General features: G+C 69.1%; 16 protein-coding genes. 10 read left to right on the top strand and 6 right to left on the bottom strand.

Going from position 1 to position 16958, the window contains the following annotated elements:
• Positions 1-344 precede the first annotated feature (344 nt).
• Complete coding sequence (locus ACIRGA_RS34720) at positions 345-830, bottom strand: phospholipase D-like domain-containing protein (RefSeq protein ID WP_400949508.1); 486 nt, start codon at positions 828-830, stop codon at positions 345-347.
• 228 nt (positions 831-1058) lie between these two features.
• Positions 1059-1574: a phospholipase D-like domain-containing protein gene (locus tag ACIRGA_RS34725; protein WP_400949511.1), complete on the bottom strand. Its 516-nt coding sequence runs from the start codon at positions 1572-1574 to the stop codon at positions 1059-1061.
• 228 nt (positions 1575-1802) lie between these two features.
• Here ACIRGA_RS34725 and ACIRGA_RS34730 point away from each other — a divergent pair, with 228 nt between their 5' ends.
• Positions 1803-3401, top strand: a complete 1599-nt coding sequence (locus ACIRGA_RS34730) for a helix-turn-helix domain-containing protein (RefSeq protein ID WP_400949513.1) — start codon at positions 1803-1805, stop codon at positions 3399-3401.
• Between the two features lie 4 nt (positions 3402-3405).
• Here ACIRGA_RS34730 and ACIRGA_RS34735 read toward each other — a convergent pair whose 3' ends face one another.
• Positions 3406-4032 (bottom strand): DUF1345 domain-containing protein, encoded by a 627-nt coding sequence (locus ACIRGA_RS34735; RefSeq protein ID WP_400949600.1) that lies wholly within the window; start codon positions 4030-4032, stop codon positions 3406-3408.
• 199 nt (positions 4033-4231) lie between these two features.
• Between ACIRGA_RS34735 and ACIRGA_RS34740 the strand changes: the two genes are divergently transcribed.
• Both ACIRGA_RS34740 and ACIRGA_RS34745 read left to right on the top strand, forming a co-directional pair.
• On the top strand, positions 4232-5455 hold the full coding sequence (locus ACIRGA_RS34740) for a hypothetical protein (RefSeq protein WP_400949515.1): 1224 nt from the start codon (positions 4232-4234) through the stop codon (positions 5453-5455).
• Positions 5452-5871, top strand: a complete 420-nt coding sequence (locus ACIRGA_RS34745; protein ID WP_400949517.1) for a hypothetical protein — start codon at positions 5452-5454, stop codon at positions 5869-5871. The genes ACIRGA_RS34740 and ACIRGA_RS34745 overlap by 4 nt, the downstream gene beginning before the upstream one ends.
• On the opposite strand, the gene ACIRGA_RS34750 is transcribed toward ACIRGA_RS34745, so the two are convergent.
• On the bottom strand, positions 5853-6242 hold the full coding sequence (locus ACIRGA_RS34750; RefSeq protein WP_400949519.1) for a winged helix-turn-helix transcriptional regulator: 390 nt from the start codon (positions 6240-6242) through the stop codon (positions 5853-5855). The genes ACIRGA_RS34745 and ACIRGA_RS34750 overlap by 19 nt on opposite strands.
• Positions 6243-6340: 98 nt before the next feature.
• Between ACIRGA_RS34750 and ACIRGA_RS34755 the strand changes: the two genes are divergently transcribed.
• The 3 genes from ACIRGA_RS34755 (at position 6341) to ACIRGA_RS34765 (ending at position 9044) form a co-directional block, all read left to right on the top strand.
• On the top strand, positions 6341-7174 hold the full coding sequence (locus ACIRGA_RS34755) for an alpha/beta fold hydrolase (RefSeq protein ID WP_400949522.1): 834 nt from the start codon (positions 6341-6343) through the stop codon (positions 7172-7174).
• Between the two features lie 113 nt (positions 7175-7287).
• Complete coding sequence (locus ACIRGA_RS34760; protein ID WP_400949524.1) at positions 7288-7626, top strand: type VII secretion target; 339 nt, start codon at positions 7288-7290, stop codon at positions 7624-7626.
• Positions 7623-9044 carry a WXG100 family type VII secretion target gene (locus ACIRGA_RS34765; protein ID WP_400949527.1) on the top strand — a complete coding sequence of 474 codons (1422 nt, stop codon included), beginning with the start codon at positions 7623-7625 and terminating at the stop codon, positions 9042-9044. The genes ACIRGA_RS34760 and ACIRGA_RS34765 overlap by 4 nt, the downstream gene beginning before the upstream one ends.
• Before the next feature lie 337 nt (positions 9045-9381).
• Here the strand turns inward: ACIRGA_RS34765 and ACIRGA_RS34770 are convergent, their stop codons facing one another.
• Complete coding sequence (locus ACIRGA_RS34770) at positions 9382-12324, bottom strand: BTAD domain-containing putative transcriptional regulator (protein WP_400949529.1); 2943 nt, start codon at positions 12322-12324, stop codon at positions 9382-9384.
• A 169-nt stretch (positions 12325-12493) separates the two neighbouring features.
• Here ACIRGA_RS34770 and bluB point away from each other — a divergent pair, with 169 nt between their 5' ends.
• A complete protein-coding gene (gene bluB, locus ACIRGA_RS34775; protein WP_400949532.1) occupies positions 12494-13144 on the top strand; it encodes a 5,6-dimethylbenzimidazole synthase in 651 nt (216 codons plus the stop codon).
• Positions 13145-13162: 18 nt separating this feature from the next.
• Here bluB and ACIRGA_RS34780 read toward each other — a convergent pair whose 3' ends face one another.
• Positions 13163-13663: a MarR family winged helix-turn-helix transcriptional regulator gene (locus ACIRGA_RS34780; protein WP_400949535.1), complete on the bottom strand. Its 501-nt coding sequence runs from the start codon at positions 13661-13663 to the stop codon at positions 13163-13165.
• Between the two features lie 194 nt (positions 13664-13857).
• Between ACIRGA_RS34780 and ACIRGA_RS34785 the strand changes: the two genes are divergently transcribed.
• From ACIRGA_RS34785 to ACIRGA_RS34795, 3 genes are read left to right on the top strand one after another with little or no spacing between them, the layout of a single operon-like run.
• A complete protein-coding gene (locus ACIRGA_RS34785; RefSeq protein WP_016335108.1) occupies positions 13858-14904 on the top strand; it encodes a hypothetical protein in 1047 nt (348 codons plus the stop codon).
• Positions 14901-15698 carry an Asp/Glu racemase gene (locus ACIRGA_RS34790; RefSeq protein WP_400949539.1) on the top strand — a complete coding sequence of 266 codons (798 nt, stop codon included), beginning with the start codon at positions 14901-14903 and terminating at the stop codon, positions 15696-15698. The genes ACIRGA_RS34785 and ACIRGA_RS34790 overlap by 4 nt, the downstream gene beginning before the upstream one ends.
• Positions 15676-16947 carry an FAD-dependent monooxygenase gene (locus tag ACIRGA_RS34795; protein WP_400949542.1) on the top strand — a complete coding sequence of 424 codons (1272 nt, stop codon included), beginning with the start codon at positions 15676-15678 and terminating at the stop codon, positions 16945-16947. The genes ACIRGA_RS34790 and ACIRGA_RS34795 overlap by 23 nt, the downstream gene beginning before the upstream one ends.
• Positions 16948-16958 lie beyond the last annotated feature (11 nt).

Below are 16958 nucleotides of genomic sequence, written 5' to 3' on the forward strand. Positions count from 1 at the left end.
AATTGTTCTGTCGCAAGACCAATCGTCCCAAGTCAGAGGGCATCTGCGCGCCTACGACACGATCAACTCACCACAAACATCGGTGGATCCAGGTCCGATGCGGTGAAGGGAGCCTTCAGCCCCGGTCGGATACGGGGTCGTGAGTGGCGTTTCGGGCTCTAACCCGAAACGCCACTCACGAGACGTGCCCCACCACGTTCCGGCGCTTGCTCGCCCCTGCAGTACATGAAGGCCCCCTTCCTGTACCTAGGCGTAAGGAAGGGGGCCTTCACGACACAACGGACCGCGTAGCTACCTGAAACACCCTTGGCCCTAACCCGGACGGTGCGTCGGCTCCCCGTTCGTCACCCTTCGGCGGCGTCAGGATCGTTGGGCGGCACCATCTTCACGCAGTCCCCGGGCGACTTGATCTCCTGGTCGGTGGCATCGGCCACCTGCTCGAAGTTCTTCACGAAACTCTCGTAGATCGCGTTGTCGTTCAAGATCCGGATGACGTTCTCGTCGTTCTCGTGCAACGACGGGTTGTTGAAGTTGTGGCTCCCGGTGAAGACGACCTTGGTGCCCGGCTTCAGATAATCGCCCTCGATCATCATGTTCTTCTCGTGGATACCGGCCTCGTTCCCGGCTTTGAAACCACGAAGCCGCACTCGGTCCGGCTTCCCCTGCATCAGCTTTTCGCACGAGCCCGCCGTCATCCGCAACGCGACGATGTCCACCGAGCAACCTTGCGCGGCCAGGACTCGCAGCCGTTCGATGATCTTCGTCCGGGTGAGTGACCATACCCCGATGCGGATCTTGCTCTTCTCCGCCGAGCAGCCGACCTCCTTCAAGGAGTTCTCGACGGTGTCGTTGCCCGCGTCCTTGAGCCGCGGGTAGAAGTAGCTCTTGGTGTTGCCGGTGACGACGGGCGGGTTGGCTTCGTAGTAGTCGGGGTTCGCCGTGCCTCCGTCCGCGACTTTGCGCAGGTCGGCGAAGTAGTCGTTGTACCTGGCGAACAGGCCGGCATTGCCGACGTCGGTGTAGTAGCTGTTCCAGCCGCCCTTGCCGCCCGTCGTGTTCTAACTGAAGTTGGCCGAGCCGGTCGCGACCACCGCGGACGCGCCCAGCGTCCGATCGAACAGGAAGAACTTGTTGTGCATCACGTTGCCGCCGTTGCACCCTCGGCTGCTCTTGCAGTGCTTGGCCCACGAATTCCCGTCGCCGGTCTTCTCGAGCCGGTTCTTCATCTCCTGGTAGTTCGGGTGGTCCGTCGTCCCTCCGTCGACCAGGACCTGGACGTGCACTCCGCGCTCCGCGGCGTCCGCGAGCGCGTCCGTGATCGGCGCGTCCCGCAGAAGGAACTGCGCGGTCCTGATCGTCGAGTTCCCGGGCGCGCCGCGGATCAGCTTCTCGAGGTGTTCGACGATCTGGCCGCCGCCCGGGGTGTTGAAGTCCGCCCGGGTGGTCAGCTTCGGCGGCGCGGACGCGGCGGCGGCCGGGACGCCGGTCGCCGCCGCCACCAGCAGCGCGCCCGCCAGTGCGCCGAGCCGTGGACGTGACTTCCCTCCGGACGCGGTCGTCCTGTGCGGTTTCATTCCGATTCCCTCCCCATGGCCGGATGTGCTGCCGGGGACCACGTTCTCCACTCGCGGGACACCGTGGCAAGCGAAACCGGCCGGAATGGGAGGCTGGGATGAAACCTCCGCTCTGACCTGCGGCGACGCCGGGCCGGGAGACGTGATCTCACGAATTCGCGCGGTGCGAGGCCCGCGATGGGACACTGTTCTCGGGCCAGGCACGGGGCGCGGAGGGGGCTCAGGGGTATGGCGAGTGAGGCGGCTGCCACGCTGGCGGCACTTCTCACCGAGCACAAACAGCGGAGCGGGCTGAGCTACGAGCAACTCGGACGCAAGGTGCATTCGAGCCGGTCGACCGTGCACCGCTACTGCACGGGGCGGAGTGTTCCCGCGACGTTCGCGCCGGTCGAGGCGATCGCGACGGCGTGCGGCGCGAGCCGGGAGGAGCTCGCGAGACTGTACCGGGCATGGGAACGCGCGGACCTGGGCGGCGCAACGGTTCAGGACACCCCCGGCACGGACCCCGTCATCCGGGACACCGACGTGGCCGTGCCCGGCCGGAGGCGGCCTCTGACCAAGGTCGCGCTCGTCGCGGTCCTCGCGGTCGTCCTCCTCGCCGGAGGCGCCATGGCGAATCCGCCGGACCGGCAGGATCCCGTCACGGCGCCCGCCGTCCAGGCGTCGATGTGGACGAACGCGCCCCGCGCGATCGAGCCGGAATTCGTCGGGGTGACGGCGAATTCCAACACCGGGCAGATGCCGTCGTTCGGCGTCGGATCCGTCCGGTTGTGGAACACCCGCACCCGGTGGCAGAACCTGGAGCCCGCCCGCGGCCGCTACGACTGGAAGACACTCGACCGGCTCGTGACCGGCGCCCGCGGTGCGGGTCTTCCGGTGATCCTGACCTTCGGCGGCACCCCGTCCTGGGCGAGCCCGAACAGCCCGAAATCCGTCTTCACCGACGACTCTCGCACCGGCCCGCCCGACGACCTCGCGGACTGGGCACGGTTCGTGCGCGTCGTCGCCGAGCAGTACCGGGGCCGGATCGGCGCCTACGAGCTGTGGGACCTGGCCAATCATCAGGACTCCTTCTCCGGTTCGATGGCCGTACTGGTGGAGATGACGCGGCTGGCGAGTCGGGCGATCAAGGCCGCAGACCCGGCCGCCACCGTGGTGTGCCCGTCCATGGGCGAGCTCTGGGATCCCGCGGCGTTCGACAAGTTGCGCCAGTTCGCCAACCTCGGCGGCTATGACCATTGCGCCGCCGCCGCGGTGAAACTGTCTCCCCGCAACGATTCCGACCCGCCGGAGACGATGCTTCCCTTGGCGCAGGAGATCGAGAAGGCACTGCACGAGGCCGGTGTCGGCATCAGGCTGTGGAGCACCGGCTCGGCCTACGACGTGAACAGGCAACAGCCTGTGGACGCCGATCGGGGCGCGCGGCACGCGGTCCGGTTCTTCCTCTCCGGGCTGTACGCGCAATACCGCCGGATGTACTTCTACAACTGGGGCAGCGCCAAGATACCCATCGTGCTGCAGCCCGTCGGCGGTCCGCGAACGAAGGCGGCGAACCACGTCGAACGCCTGAACCAGTGGTTGCGGGGAAGCCGGATCCACTCCTGCGGGCAAGGGCGCGCGGCCGGGCTGCCCGACCATCTTTGGCAGTGCCGCTTCGACCAGGGCGGCCGGAATTTCCTGATCTGGTGGACCATCGACCGAGCAGATCGGATCCCGGCGGCGCAGGGCACCACCTCCGTCGAACAGCTCGACGGCACCAGCCGGCCGATCGAACCCGGTGCCGACGTCACCGTCACCGGCAGCCCGATCCTGCTCCGGCTCGGTTGAGGCCTCAGCCGCCGTTCAAGGTCGACACGACCGCCGCCACGGTCACCGTGTTGAACACGAAGGCGATGATCCCGTGCGTCGTCACCGTCCGGCGCATCTCCCGGGAGACGACGTCCACGTCGGTCGTCCCGAACGTCGTCATCACGGACACCGCGAAGTAGATGTAGTCGGACCATTCGGCGGATCCGTCGCCGGGGAACCGCAACGCCTTTCCCTCTTCGACCACGTTGTCCGCGTGGTAGGCGATCGCGAAGGACACGAGGACACAGATCCACGCGACGACGACCAGGGCCACCGCCACCCCGACGCGTATGCCCGCCGGCAGGCTCTCGCCACCCAGCCCGGGCATCCACACGATCGCCACCGCGAGGGCGGCCGCGGCGATGAAGATCGACACTCCCGGCCCGGGCGCCGTGCCGAAGACGTAGCGCTGCACGAACGTGCCGCGGCTCTCCCGGCGCGCCCAGTCATGGATCTGCTCCGAAGTCGCCGCGCCGAACGCGGCCACCGTCACGACCAGATAGCCGACGAGGTAGGCCAGGAGGACCAGGACACCGCCGTCCACCGAAGCGATCGACAGCACGTCGTCGCCGAACGCGATCGCCGACGCGGCGACGAGCAGCGCGAACACGACGCTCAAGCCGCTCCGGCGCCGCTCGGACAGCCAGTTTCGAGCCGTTTGCCGAGACAGTGCCTACTCCTTTCGCCCGTATCTGGGCCAGTGTCGCACCAGAGCACGTGCTACTCCATTCCAGTGATGTGACATTTCGCGGCAACCTGTCAAACTTCAGGAACGTCGAAGGGGCACTTCCGGAGTACGAGGGGGACGAATGGGGCAGGGGTTCTTCGTCGAGCCGGCCGCGGTGCGCGCGCTCGGCGATCTGGTCCTGCGGGCGGCCGCGGGAGCGGACAGCTACCGCCAGTGGTTCGACCGGCTGGTCGGTGCGGGAGCGGGGTTCGACACCGAACGCGGTGAGGGTTTCCTGGCCGCGGCCTGGCCGAAGCTGGACGAGTGGCAGCGCGCGGCGTTGAGCCAGTCGAGGTTCACGGCCGATCTCGCGGCGGGCGGCGGGCACGAACTGCGCTGCGTGGCGCACTGGTACGGCGTGGTGGACGCGCGGGCGGCGGAGTTGCTGGACCGGCTGAACCCGGAGCCGGACGCCGCGCGGGTCCCGGCGGACGAGGTGCGCGACCCGGTGGGGGCCGCGTTGTTCCGCGACGCCGTCCCGGTGGGCTACGGCGGACCCGATCCGGAGGCGGTCAAGGACCCGGCCTGGTGGCCGGTGAAGGCCGAACAGGAACGCCAGGAACTTCTCGATCTCGGTGGGTCGCTGGGCGACGTCGCCGAGGTGATCAAGATCCTCACCGGGTCCGACAAGGACTTCATCACCATGACCGCGGATCTGCTCGTCGGCGACTGGACCGTGCTGCAGGAGCAGGCGGTGCTCTACAACGACGCCGCGACCGGTCTGGAGAACATCGCGGCGAACATCAATCAGGGCCGGTTCGGGATCGAGGGGGTGTGGTCGGGGGAGGCCGCCGACCGGGCGAAGAACTGGCTGGCCGCCTACCGTGCCTGCGTGCTGCAGCTGGCGCAGTACTTCCGCGGCGCGTGCCGCGCGATCCAGGCGCTGGCGAAGCTCGCCTACCACCTGATGCAGGAGATCCGGCACGGCTACAGCTCGGCGATCGACATCGTGCTGTTGATCCTCACGAAGGGCCGGAAACTCGGGCTGGAAAGAGGAGTCCGGACGGCGGAGGTGATCGGCGAAGTGCTGAGCTACATCGGTCGCGGCGGCAAGTTCGTGAACATCGTGAAGGACGCCAAGATCCGGGACATCATCCACCTGGTGCTGTCCTTCGACGAGATCGTCGGCGCGATCCAGACGCTGATCAGCGCCGCGCTCGGGCTGGCGCACTCGTTCGCCGGGCAGAAGACCCTCGACGAGCTGCTGGAAGCCACCATCGCGATGGGCGATCCTCCGCAGTGGCCGGAGAACTACGAGCACCGGGACGCCGAGTGTCCCGCCAAGGGCAAGCGGGTGCTGTTGTGACGGGCCCGTTCGATTCCGAGCAGGGTGAGCGGGCGCGGCAGACGGTGATGCGGTTGCTGGCGGCGACCGGCGGCGCCGCCGGGGATTTCGCCGGTGAGGTGCTCGCCGGGCGGCGGCGGCCGCACGAACTGCTGGCCCATGGCCCGATCCTGGACGAGTTCGTCCAGGAAGCGCGCGGCTGGTGGAAGCTCCTCGACGCGTTGCCCGCCGAGGAACGGCAACGCCTCGGCGCCGAAGCCTGGTCTTCCTTCGAGCGGCAGGTCGGCGAACTGGCCACTTTGGACGTCGACGACGAGGTCGCCGAGCTGGAGGAGCTGGCCGCGCTGGCGCCGGGCACGCCTACGCCTGCCCGGCGGGCTCGTGACGACGAAGAGGACGACGACTGGTCCGGCCGGTCCTATCTGGAGCCGCTCTGAGCCGAGGCGTCGCTGATCGCGTTCGCCTCGTCGATCCGTGACATGTGCTCTTCGGCCCAGTTCCGGAGCGCCGCCAGCGGGACGTCCAGTGACCGGCCCAGATCGGTCAGCGCGTAGTGCACCCGGGGCGGCACGGTGGGCTCCACCCGGCGGACGACGAGGCCGTCACGGACCAGGCTGTGCAAGGTCACCGACAGCATTTTCTGGGACACGCCGGGGATCCGGCGCCGCAGCTCGGCGAAACGCACCTCGTGCGGAGACGCCTCCGCGAGGACCTTGACCGCCATCGACGTCCATTTCGTCCCGATGCGGTCCAGCAGACGGCGGGTCGGGCAGTCGGGGTCGAACAGATCACCGCGCCGTGTGGTCACCTGGAGCTCACCACCTGTGGGGAAAGTGCCGTCTTGGCGGCATCGCGGAAGTTACCTACGGTTTTCTGGTAACCAATGGTAACCACCACGGAGGCGACGTGCCCACATCACGACGAATCACCGTCAACGGCATCCAGGTCAACGTGGCCATCGCGGGCAGTGGGCCCGCGGTCCTGCTGCTGCACGGCTTCCCGCACACCTGGCGGCTCTGGAGCGAGATCATCGGCCCGCTCGCCGAGCGCCACCGGATCATCGCCCCTGATCTGCGCGGGCTCGGCGCCAGCACCCGTGCCGCCGAGGGCTACGACGCGAGCACGCTGGCCACGGACGTCGAAGGCGTTCTCGGCGCGCTCGACGAACCCGGCGCGGCCGTGGTCGCCATCGACGCCGGCACTCCGGTCGCGTTCCTGCTCGCCCTGAGGCGGCCGGATCTGGTGCGGCGGCTCGTCCTGATGGAGTCGCTGCTGGGCACACTGCCCGGCGCCGAGGACTTCCTCGCCGGCGGCCCGCCATGGTGGTTCGGCTTCCACGCCGTTCCCGGGCTCGGCGAAACGGTCCTGATCGGACACGAGGCGGAGTACATCGACTGGTTTCTCGCCTCGGGCACCCTCGGGCGCGGGGTGGCGCCGGTGATCCGCGACGCCTTCGTCGACGCCTACACCGGGCGGGAATCCTTGCGCTGCGCCTTCTCCTACTACCGCGCCATGCCGGCCACCGCGCACCAGATCGGCGAGGCGGTCGCGGCCGGCCGTCTCACCATGCCCACGATGACGATCGGTGCCCATCCGGTGGGCCGCGCGCTGGAACAGCAAGTGCGGCCCGTCGCCGATGACCTCACCGCTCATCTGCTGCGGGACTGCGGCCACATCATCCCGCTGGACAAGCCCGGGGAACTGCTCCGCCTGCTGACCCCGTTCGTCTGTCCACAGTAGATAGTGCCCTTTCGGGCAAGGAACCTTGTCCGTCCGCACAGAGCCCGCACACGGGCGGCGGGCGGCTGGCATCGTGTCCGCGTGGATGCCCCGGCCCCTCGAAGGGATGATAAATGAGTTTTCAGGTCGTACCGGCCGAAATCGGCAAGCACGCGGCCAACGTCGACGGGATCGCCGACCGGCTGGGCACCGTGCTGGCGGCGGCGAACACCGCGGCCATGTCGGATGAGGCCTACGGTCTGATCTGCGCGTTCGTGCCGCCGTTCATCAATCCGGCGGAGGAGAAGACGATCGACTCGATCAAGGCCGCGATCGACGGCGTGAAGGCGACCGCCGCCAACCTGCGCACGGCCGAAAAGTCCTACTCCGAGCAGGACGCCGCCGGTGTCGACATGTTCAAGCAGTACGAGGCCGCGATCCCGACGACGCCGATGGAGAAGGCCCAGCGATGACCAACCCGCTCGTCGCCACACCGAAGGATTCCACCACCGCGGTGTCCGGCGTTCCCTTGCTCGAGTCCGCGACCGAGCTCAAGGCGTCGATCGAAAGCGGTGACTGGGCGTCCGTCGCCGTCGGCGCGGTCGGCACCGCGATGGACGCGGTGTCCGCCGCCCTCGACCCGTTCGGCACCATCCTCGCCGCCGGGGTCGGCTGGCTGATGGAGCACGTCGGACCGCTCAAGGAGGCGCTCGACGCCCTCGCCGGAGCACCGGACGAGATCGCCGCGCACGCCGAAACCTGGCAGAACGTGGCCGGTGAACTCGGCTCGATCAGTGCCGACCTCGACGCGATGGTCGTCGCCGAAACCGCGAACTGGGTCGGCGCCGCGGGCGACGCCTACCGCTCGCGGGGAGCGGACGTCGCGGCGCTGATCGGCGCCTGCCAGCAGGCCGCCGGCGGCGCGTCGTCCGGTACCAGGATCGGCGGCGAGGTGGTCACCGCGGTCCGCACCCTGGTCCGCGACACGATCGCCGAACTGATCGGCAGGCTGATCAGCTGGGCCCTACAGGTACTGGCGACGCTCGGCCTCGGCATGACCTGGGTGCTGCCCCAGGTCACGGCCGCCATCGCGAAGACGGCGTCCAAGATCGCCACCGTCGTCACCAAACTGGTCAAGGCGATGAGCGCGCTCGCGCCGTTGATGAAGAAGGCGAAGAACATCTTCGCCGAGGCGGAGAAGGCGCTCCGCAAGATCGACGCGGGCAAGACCGGTCCGGCCGGGAAACCCCGCGGCCCGAAACCGGGCGGCGGCGAATACAGCGGCACCCGCGGCGGCGGGGGTGGCGGCAAGGGGAAGAATTCCAAGCCGCAACCCGAGCAGCCGCCCGGGCTTTCCCCGAACCTCGGGAAGTTCGACGAGCTGACCCAGGCGCAGAAGGACGCGGCGCTCAAGATGAAACAGTGGATCCGCGACCACAAGGACAGCGGCCAGTTCGGCGCCTGGCACAACAGTGTGGACGACAACAAGCTCAACTCGCTGGGCTTGGGGAACAAGCCCACCCCCGGTCCCGGCTCGACCTGGGGCGGCAGGATCTACGGGAACCACGGCCAGGCCGGCGGCAAGTTCGGGAACGAGGGCCGGTTGCCGCACAACGGCAAGACGAGCGACGGCAAGAATCCCGCCGCACAGCCGCTCGGCCCGGACGGGAAGCCGATGAAACCGTACGACGGCAAGTACTACGAATTCGACGTCCACCCGACACCGCGGTACGACAACAAACCCATCCGGGACGCCGACCAGTACACGGACTTCAACGGAAAGCCGTTGCCGGAGAACCAGCGGCCGAAGCCGGACCGCATCGTCAAGGACGACAACGGCAAGTTCTATTACGCGCCGGGCCACTACGACAAGTTCTACGAGATCCCTTGATCTTTGCCGACGTGCTCACCTGGTGAGGGGGAAGGCAAACGTATGGAGGCAGGGGATCGGCGCAGAATGTCCCATGTGTGCAGTTCCGCGTGGGGTCGTGAGTGGTAAGTGTCGTTCTAACGACACTTACCACTCACGAGAGGTGACCCACCAGGCCACCGCCGCGCTCGCTCGCCCTTGTCCGTGAAGGCCTCCTTCCCTACCTTCAGGGTAGGCAAGGAGGCCTTCACGGACTACGCGACCACCTGGCCGCCACATTCAGTAGGTACCTAAGACACCCTCGGCCCTAACGACACTTACCACTCACGACCTGACCGGCAACGCCGCGCCTGTCCACTTAGGACAGGGCGAGCTCGGCGAATTCCGCCTTGGTGCGCTCCGCGGCGGGAAGGCCCAGTTCGGCGTAGCCCACGATCGCGCGTTCGTAGTGGTCGCGGACGGTTTCCGGATCGGACGCGGTTCGGGCGAGTCCGCGGTGGGCGCGCGCGATCTGTTCGGGGCAGCCGTACCGGGTCGCCACGGCCAGGGCTTCCGCGTGGTTCGCCCCGGCCGTGTCCGGGTAGCCGCAGGCCAGGCAGGCTTCGCCGAGCCCGTTGAGTGCCCACGATTCCCCGTCGCGGCCGCCGTGCCGCCGGAACAGGTCGAGCGCCTGACGATGGTGGGCGGCCGCGACGACCGGGCGGCCGTCCAACGCTTCGGCCCGCCCGAGCCCGTCGATGGCCCACGCCTCGCTGCCCCGGTGGCCGAGTTCGCCGAACAAAGCCGCGGCTTCGGCGTGCAGGCGGCGGGAATCGGCCGCCCCGCCTTCGTTTGCGGCGAGCTCCCCGAGACCGATCTTCACCCAAGCCTCGCCGAAGCGATGACCCGCCTGGCGATGCAGTGCCATCGCCTGCCGAAGGTGCTCAACTCCCTCTTCCCGGCGGTCGATCCGGGCTTCGACGGTACCCAGCCGGGTGAGCTGATGAGCCTGACCGGTCAGGTCGCCGAGACGGTGGAACAGGGCCAGCGCGCGGGTGTAGTAGTCGGCGGCCCGCCGGTAGCGTCCGGCGCTCTCCTCGATCATTCCGACGTTTCCCAGCGCGCGTGCCTGGCCGAGCGGGTTCCCGGCCTCGCCGAACAAGGCGTACGCCGCCCACATGTCCGAGGCGGCGGGCACGGTTCTGCCCGCTTGCATGTGGAGCCCGCCGACGGCGACCAGCGCGTCCGCTTCGGCGGCGAGGTCACCGATGGCGCGGGCGGCCTTCCTGGCATGTCCGTGGACGGCCAGCGCCGCCGTCTCGTGATGCCCGTCGAGGTAGCGGAACAGCAGCGCGGACAGCGTCACCGCGTGTTCGGGTCTGCCGAGCGCGGCGAGCGCCTGGACGGCGGGCAGTTCGGCGTCCAGCCAGTCCCGCGCGCTGTCGGCGTCGTCGAACGCGGGCATCGCGCTCTCCGGTGACGCGACCGACGGGCGGCGGTTGGCTTCGGCGGGGTAGAGACGATCCATCGCCGCGGCGATGGTGGCTAGGTAGTAGCCGCAGACCCGGTCCAGCGCCGCGGGCTCGTCGCTCTCGATCTCCGCGGCGTACGCCTTCAGCAGTTCGTGCATGCCATAGCGGTCGATGCCGGTGGGGTGTACCAGATGCGCGCGGGCGAGGGCGTCCAGTGCGGCGCGGGCCTCGTCGAAGGAACGGCCGGTCAGCGCGGCCAAAGCGTATGAGTCGAACATGGGCGCCGGATGTCTGCCGAGGAGGGCGAACGCTCGGATGGTGTCTTCGCTGAGCTGCCGCAGCGACCACGAGAACACCGCTCGCACCGCCGCCCGCTGATCGTCGCCGGAACTGAGCAGCTTCAAGGTCTGCTGGGCGGCCCGCAGTTCGCCGACCAGCCGGGAGAGCGGGGTGGCGGGCCGGGAGACGGCGAGTTCGGCCGCCAGGCGCAAGGTGAGTGGCAGCCGGACGCACCGTTCGGCCAGCTCGGTGGTGGCCTCCGGTTCGGCGTCGGCCCGGCTGCCGATCAGCCGCCGGAGCAGAGCGGACGCGTCGGCCACGGACAACCGGTCCACGTCGATCCGGTGGGCGCCGTGGAGCGCGACCAGCCCGGCCAACGAATCGCGGCTGGTGACCACCACTGCGCAGGTGTGCGTGCCGGGGAGCAGGGGCCGGATCTGTTCGAGCGTCGCCGCGTTGTCCAGCATGACGAGCATCCGCCTGCCCGCCACCTCGGTACGGAACCGGGCCGCGCGTTCCGCCTGCCCGGGCGGCATCCGCGTGCCTTCGGGCAGCAGCGCGGACAGGAGGGCGGCCAGCGCGTCGGAAGAACGCATCGGCTCGCCGGGGGCATAGCCGCAGAGATCCAGGTACAGCTGCCCGTCCGGAAAGCGGTCCCGGACCCGGTGACCCCAGTGCACGGCGGTCGCGGTCTTGCCCGCCCCGGCCGTCCCGGTGAGGCAGACGAGGACCGGTTCTTCGCCGGTGCCGTCGGCGAGCCGGTCCAGTTCGGCCAGCACACCGGCCCGGCCGGTGAACGCCGCGACGTCGGCGGGCAGCTGGGCGGGTACTGGAACCTGGGCGGCTCCCGCCGTCGGCAGGTCGTGGCGCAGTACCGCCTCGTGCACGGCGGCGAGCTCCGGTCCGGGGTCGGCGCCCAGTTCTTCGCGTAGCGCGCGGAGAACCCGCTGGTAGTGAGTGAGCGCGTCGGCACCGCGGCCCACGGCGTACAGCGCCCGCATCAACGCCGCCGCGGCGGGCTCCTGGAACGGCTGTTCCTCCGTGAGTTCGGTCAGCCGGGGGAGCGTCGCCGCCGCGTCGCCATCACGGATCTTGGCGTCGGCCCACGCGACGACCGCCGCCGTGTACTCCTGCCGCAGGGTCCGGCGCGTGCGTTCGGCCCAGTCGCCGCGCAGCCCGGCCAGCGGCTCACCTTCCCAGAGTTCGAGTGCCGCGCTCAGCCCGGTGACATCGGCCGGGTGCTCGCGGAGAAGGCGCCGGAACCGGAAGACGTCGACCTGTTCGGGCCGGGCGACGAGACGGTAGCCGCCGGGATCCCTGGTCACCCGCGCGCCGCCGGGATCGGCCTGTTCCAGCGCGCGCCGGATCCGGGTGATGTGGGCCTGCAGGGAACGACGCACCTGGTCGGGCGGCGATTCGCCCCAGACGCGGTCGATCAGGATGTCGACGCCGACGGTGCGACCCGCGTCGAGCAGCAGCACGGCGAGGACGGCCTGCCTGCGCGGCTCGCCGATGGCGACGGCCTGCCCGCGCACGTGCAGCCGGACCGGCCCCAGTACCCGGAAATCCACGGCATCCCCTCGCAATCCCCTGACGGAAGAAGGGTAGAGCCGGTATTTCGCTCGCCACAACATTTTTCGGGGTAAGACGAACAGAAATCCCTTTATCGCAAGGGAAAGGAACGGAAAGAGCCGCTATCCCGTTGGTGGCCAACCCGGCGGTCGGGCATGATCATGGCTCATGACGCGTGACACAGACGACCGTTCGTTGTACGAGACCATCTTCCGGCGCCGGGATACCCGGGGCGAATTCACCGGGGAGCCGATCCCGGCGGAGGTACTGCGTCGCGTGCTGAGCGCGGCGCACGCCGCACCGAGCGTCGGCCTGTCCCAGCCTTGGGATTTCGTCGTCGTGTCCGATGTGGACACTCGGAAGAGGTTTCGTGAGCACGTGCTGGCCGAACGCGAAGTCTTCGAAGGCCGGTTGGACGCCGAGAGGGCTCGTGTGTTCGCGCCGATCAAGATCGAGGGGATCGTGGCGTCTTCCGCGGGAATCGTGGTCGGCTACGACCCGTCGCGCGGCGCGCCGGACGTCCTGGGCAGGCACGCGATCGCCGACGCCGGCCTGTACTCGGTGTGCCTGGCCATTCAGAACCTCTGGCTGGCGGCGACCGCCGAAGGGCTCGGCGTCGGATGGGTCAGCTTCTACCGCGAAGAGTATTTGCGCGAGCTGGTGGGATTGCCCGGACACGTGCGTCCGGTGGCGTGGCTGTGCGTCGGCCCGGTGCGGGACCTGCCGACGGTCCCGGATCTGGAACGGCACGGCTGGCGGGAACGGCTCCCGCTCGACTCCGTGTTGCACTACGAGCGGTACTCGAAGGCGCGCCCTTGATCGCCGGTGCCCCGATGGTCAGCGCAGTTTGTCGACCTCGGCGATCCGCTCCCAGCGGGCGCCGAGCCGGTTGAGCAGTGCCGCCATGTCGATGTCGTCGTCGCCGTCGAGGAGGGCCTTGTCCAGCCTGCGGGCGCGGCGGTTCACCTGGGTCAAGACCGACTTTCCCTCGTCGGTGAGCGAAAGCAGCTTGCGCCGCGCGTCATGCGGGGATTCGACGCGCCGGATGAGACCTCGCCGCTCGAGCCTGCGGCACAGGTCGGCCATCGTCGAGGTGTCCAGGGCGACCGCGCCGGCCAGTGAGCTCTGGTCGCTGCCGGGGTATGCGCGGACCGCGGACAGGACCGCGAACTGCGGGCCGGTCAGCACCGGGTCCACGTGACGGTTCCACGCGGCGAGGTAGGCCTGGTACAACCGCCGGGCGCCGTAGCCGGGGGCCGCCAGCAGATCCGAGGGTGGCGCGGGAGTGACGGCAGGCGTGTCGTCCCTGAGCCTGCCCGTACGCGCCGATTCACCCATCGCTTCTCCTTGTCGGCTCCACCCGCTGCCCGGGCCCCGAAGTGATCCTACGTGTCCGGACGGTCGCTCACCGGAAGGCCGCCGAGATCTGTCCGCTATCACCTCTTGCGTATCCGGATAGTACGTGTTCGGATGAAGGCAGGTCTTGCGTACCCGGATAGTACGTGCTCGGATCAATATGGAGGTGGTCGAGGATGGACCGGAACCTGTTCAACGACATCTGCTTGCGCCAGTTGACGTTCTCGGGGGTGCACGAGGGCGAGACCGTGGTGGTGCTGACCCGCGGTGGTGAGCGCGCGGAGTACGCCGACGCCTTCCTGTGGGCCGCCCAGCAGCTGGGCGCCTCGGCCTACCACATGCGGCTGCCCTCGCCGGTCAGCGCCGCGGGCGCGTGGGCGGTGGGCGACTCGGGGCTCGGGAACATCCCGTTGGCGGTCGAGGCGCTCAAGAGCGTCGACATGGTGGTCGACTGCACGTTCCTGTTGTTCAGCAAGGAACAGTTCGCCATCCAGGACGCCGGTACCCGGATCCTCACCGCCGTCGAGCCGCCCGAGCTGCTGGCCCGGCTCATGCCGACGAAGGAACTGCGCGAGCGGGTGGAGATCGGCGCGGAACTCCTCGCCAAGGCGGGCACGATGCGCATCACCAGCCCGGCGGGTACCGATGTCACGTATCAGCTCGGCGTGTACCCGACCTTGTCCGAGTACGGCTACACCGACACACCCGGCCGCTGGGACCACTGGCCGGCGGCGTTCGTGTTCACCGGCGGCGCCGACGACGGTGTCGACGGGAAGATCGTGCTGTCGCCGGGGGATGTGTTGCTGCCGTTCAACACCTACGTACAGACCCCGGTCGAGATCACCATCGAACAGGGTTTCATCCGGGACATCCGCGGCGGCGCCGGTTCGTCCGGGCTGGACGCGGATCTGCTGCGCTCCTACATCGAAAGCTTCGACGATCCCCGCGGCTACGGCATGAGCCACGTGGGTTGGGGGCTCGACGAACGCGCGCACTGGCACGGCCTGACCCAGTTCCCCGGAGGGATGGGGATGGAACTGCGGAGTTTCTACGGCAACGTCATGTTCTCCATCGGCCCCAACAACGAGCTCGGCGGCCCGAACGACACGCCTTGCCACTTCGACATCCCGATGCGTGGCAATTCCCTTTACCTGGACGACGAACTGATCGTCGACAACGGTGAGCTGACCGTCGCCGAGATGCGTCCGGCGGCCCGCCGATGAGCGACCACCACATCGGGATGATCGTCCCCAGCTCGAATCTCACGATGGAGACCGAGCTGCCGCGGATGCTGCGCGCCAGGGAAGAGGCGGAACCGGGGGACCGGTTCGTCTTCCATTCCGCGCGGGCCAGGATGCGGCATGTCGAACCCGAACAGCTGCGGGCGATGAACGCCCAGGCCGGACGCGCGGCGGCCGAACTCGCCGACGCCCGGCCGGACGTGGTCGCCACCGCCTGCCTGGTGGCGATCATGGCGCAGGGGCCGGGTTATCACTGCACCGCCGAAGACGACATCACACGCGTGCTGCGCGAAGAGGGCTGCGAATCGCCGGTCGTCTCCAGTGCCGGTGCGCTGCTGTCCGGGCTCGGCGCGCTCGGCGCGCGCAAGATCGCGATCATCACGCCGTACATGAAGCCGTTGACCAAGGCGGTGGCGGACTACCTCGAGGACGCCGGGTTCGAGGTCGCCGACGCGCTTTCCCTCGAGGTGCCGGACAACCTCGCCGTGGCGCGGCTGGATCCCGCCGCGCTGCGAGAGCACCATCGAAAACTGAATCTGTCCGATGTGGACGCTTTGGTGCTCTCCGCCTGTGTGCAGATGCCGTCGCTGCCCGCGATCCAGCCGGTGGAGGACGAGATCGGCATCCCGGTCCTGTCGGCGGCGACGGCCACGACGTTCCGGATCCTGTCGGAACTCGGGGTCGAGCCCCGGGTGCCCGGCGCGGGGAGCTTGCTCAGTGGCGCGGAAGCGTTGACGAAGACGGGAGGCGGGCATGGCCGCGAGTCAGTCGTTTGAGGTCGTTGTCGTCGGTGGCGGGCTCGGTGGGCTCTGCGCGGCGTTGTCCCTGCGGCAGCGGGGTTTGCGGGTCACCGTGGTCGAGGCCGCCCCGGCGCTGGGCGAGATCGGCGCGGGGATCCAGACCGCGCCGAACGCCAGCCGGATCCTCATCGGGCTCGGCCTGCGCGCCCGGCTCGAGCGGGTGCGGACGGAGCCGCAGGACCAGGTGCGCCGTCGCTGGGCCGACGGGAGCATCATCGCCCAGCTGGAGCTGGGCAGGCGCGTGACCGACCAGTACGGCGCGCCTTACTGGCACTACCACCGCGCCGACCTGCACGGAGTCCTGCTCGACGCCTGCCTGGATCCCGACGGGACCGGTCCGGTGGTGCGGGTGGCGACCGGCGCGCGGGTGGTCGACCTCGACCGGACGGTGCCGGACCGGCCCGCCGTGATCGCCGCCGACGGACGCCGGTTCACCGGCGACCTCGTGATCGGGGCGGACGGCATCCGGTCTTCGGTGCGCGATCTCGCCGGCTTCGACGACACCCTCGCGTTCTCCGGCGAAATGGCCTACCGTGCCCTGATCTCCGGCGACCTGATCGCGCAGGACCCCGCCACGCGCTTCCTGTCCGACCGGTACCACTCCACGATCTGGTACGGCCCCAACAAACACCTGGTGCACTACATGATCCGCGGCGGGGAGTACCTCAACGTGGTCGCGATCGTGCCGTGCACCGAAACGGTGGCCAGGGACTGGAGCGGCCCGGCCACCGCCGCCGAACTCGCCGCGGAGTACCACGACTGGGACGATCGGGTACCGACGATGCTGGCCAAGGCGAAGGACGAGGACGTCTCGGTGTGGGCGATGTACCGCCGTCGCCGTGACCCGGTCTGGGTCGACGGCCGGGTCGCCCTGCTCGGCGACGCGTGCCACGCGATGCTGCCGTACCAGGCACAGGGCGCGTCCCAGGCGATGGAAGACGCCGCTGTGCTGGCCGAGGAGCTGGGACGCGTCACCCGCGACGGGATCGACGCCGCCTTGATCCGCTACGTGGACCGGCGCGCCAAGCACGCGGGCATGGTCCAGGACGCCTCGCTGCAGAACATGGACTTCTACCACCTGCCCGACGGTCCCGAGCAGCGCGAGCGCGACGAGAAACTGCGCCGGTTCGACGGCGAATCCGACGTTTCCTACGACTGGCTGTGGAACGGCAGCCCGCTCACCGACCCCGACACCGAGTCCATCCACTACCAGTTCGCCCGCTGAGGCGCGCTGGC

Origin of the sequence: Amycolatopsis sp. NPDC102389 (assembly GCF_044765885.1) — a bacterium.
Taxonomy (GTDB): domain Bacteria; phylum Actinomycetota; class Actinomycetes; order Mycobacteriales; family Pseudonocardiaceae; genus Amycolatopsis.

Coding starts and splice junctions, on each gene's coding strand:
- bluB (WP_400949532.1), top strand. CDS start 12,494: ATGACGCGTGACACAGACGACCGTTCGTTGTACGAGACCATCTTCCGG.
- ACIRGA_RS34795 (WP_400949542.1), top strand. CDS start 15,676: ATGGCCGCGAGTCAGTCGTTTGAGGTCGTTGTCGTCGGTGGCGGGCTC.
- ACIRGA_RS34780 (WP_400949535.1), bottom strand. CDS start 13,663: ATGGGTGAATCGGCGCGTACGGGCAGGCTCAGGGACGACACGCCTGCC.
- ACIRGA_RS34725 (WP_400949511.1), bottom strand. CDS start 1,574: ATGAAACCGCACAGGACGACCGCGTCCGGAGGGAAGTCACGTCCACGG.
- ACIRGA_RS34740 (WP_400949515.1), top strand. CDS start 4,232: ATGGGGCAGGGGTTCTTCGTCGAGCCGGCCGCGGTGCGCGCGCTCGGC.
- ACIRGA_RS34790 (WP_400949539.1), top strand. CDS start 14,901: ATGAGCGACCACCACATCGGGATGATCGTCCCCAGCTCGAATCTCACG.
- ACIRGA_RS34730 (WP_400949513.1), top strand. CDS start 1,803: ATGGCGAGTGAGGCGGCTGCCACGCTGGCGGCACTTCTCACCGAGCAC.
- ACIRGA_RS34765 (WP_400949527.1), top strand. CDS start 7,623: ATGACCAACCCGCTCGTCGCCACACCGAAGGATTCCACCACCGCGGTG.
- ACIRGA_RS34785 (WP_016335108.1), top strand. CDS start 13,858: ATGGACCGGAACCTGTTCAACGACATCTGCTTGCGCCAGTTGACGTTC.
- ACIRGA_RS34760 (WP_400949524.1), top strand. CDS start 7,288: ATGAGTTTTCAGGTCGTACCGGCCGAAATCGGCAAGCACGCGGCCAAC.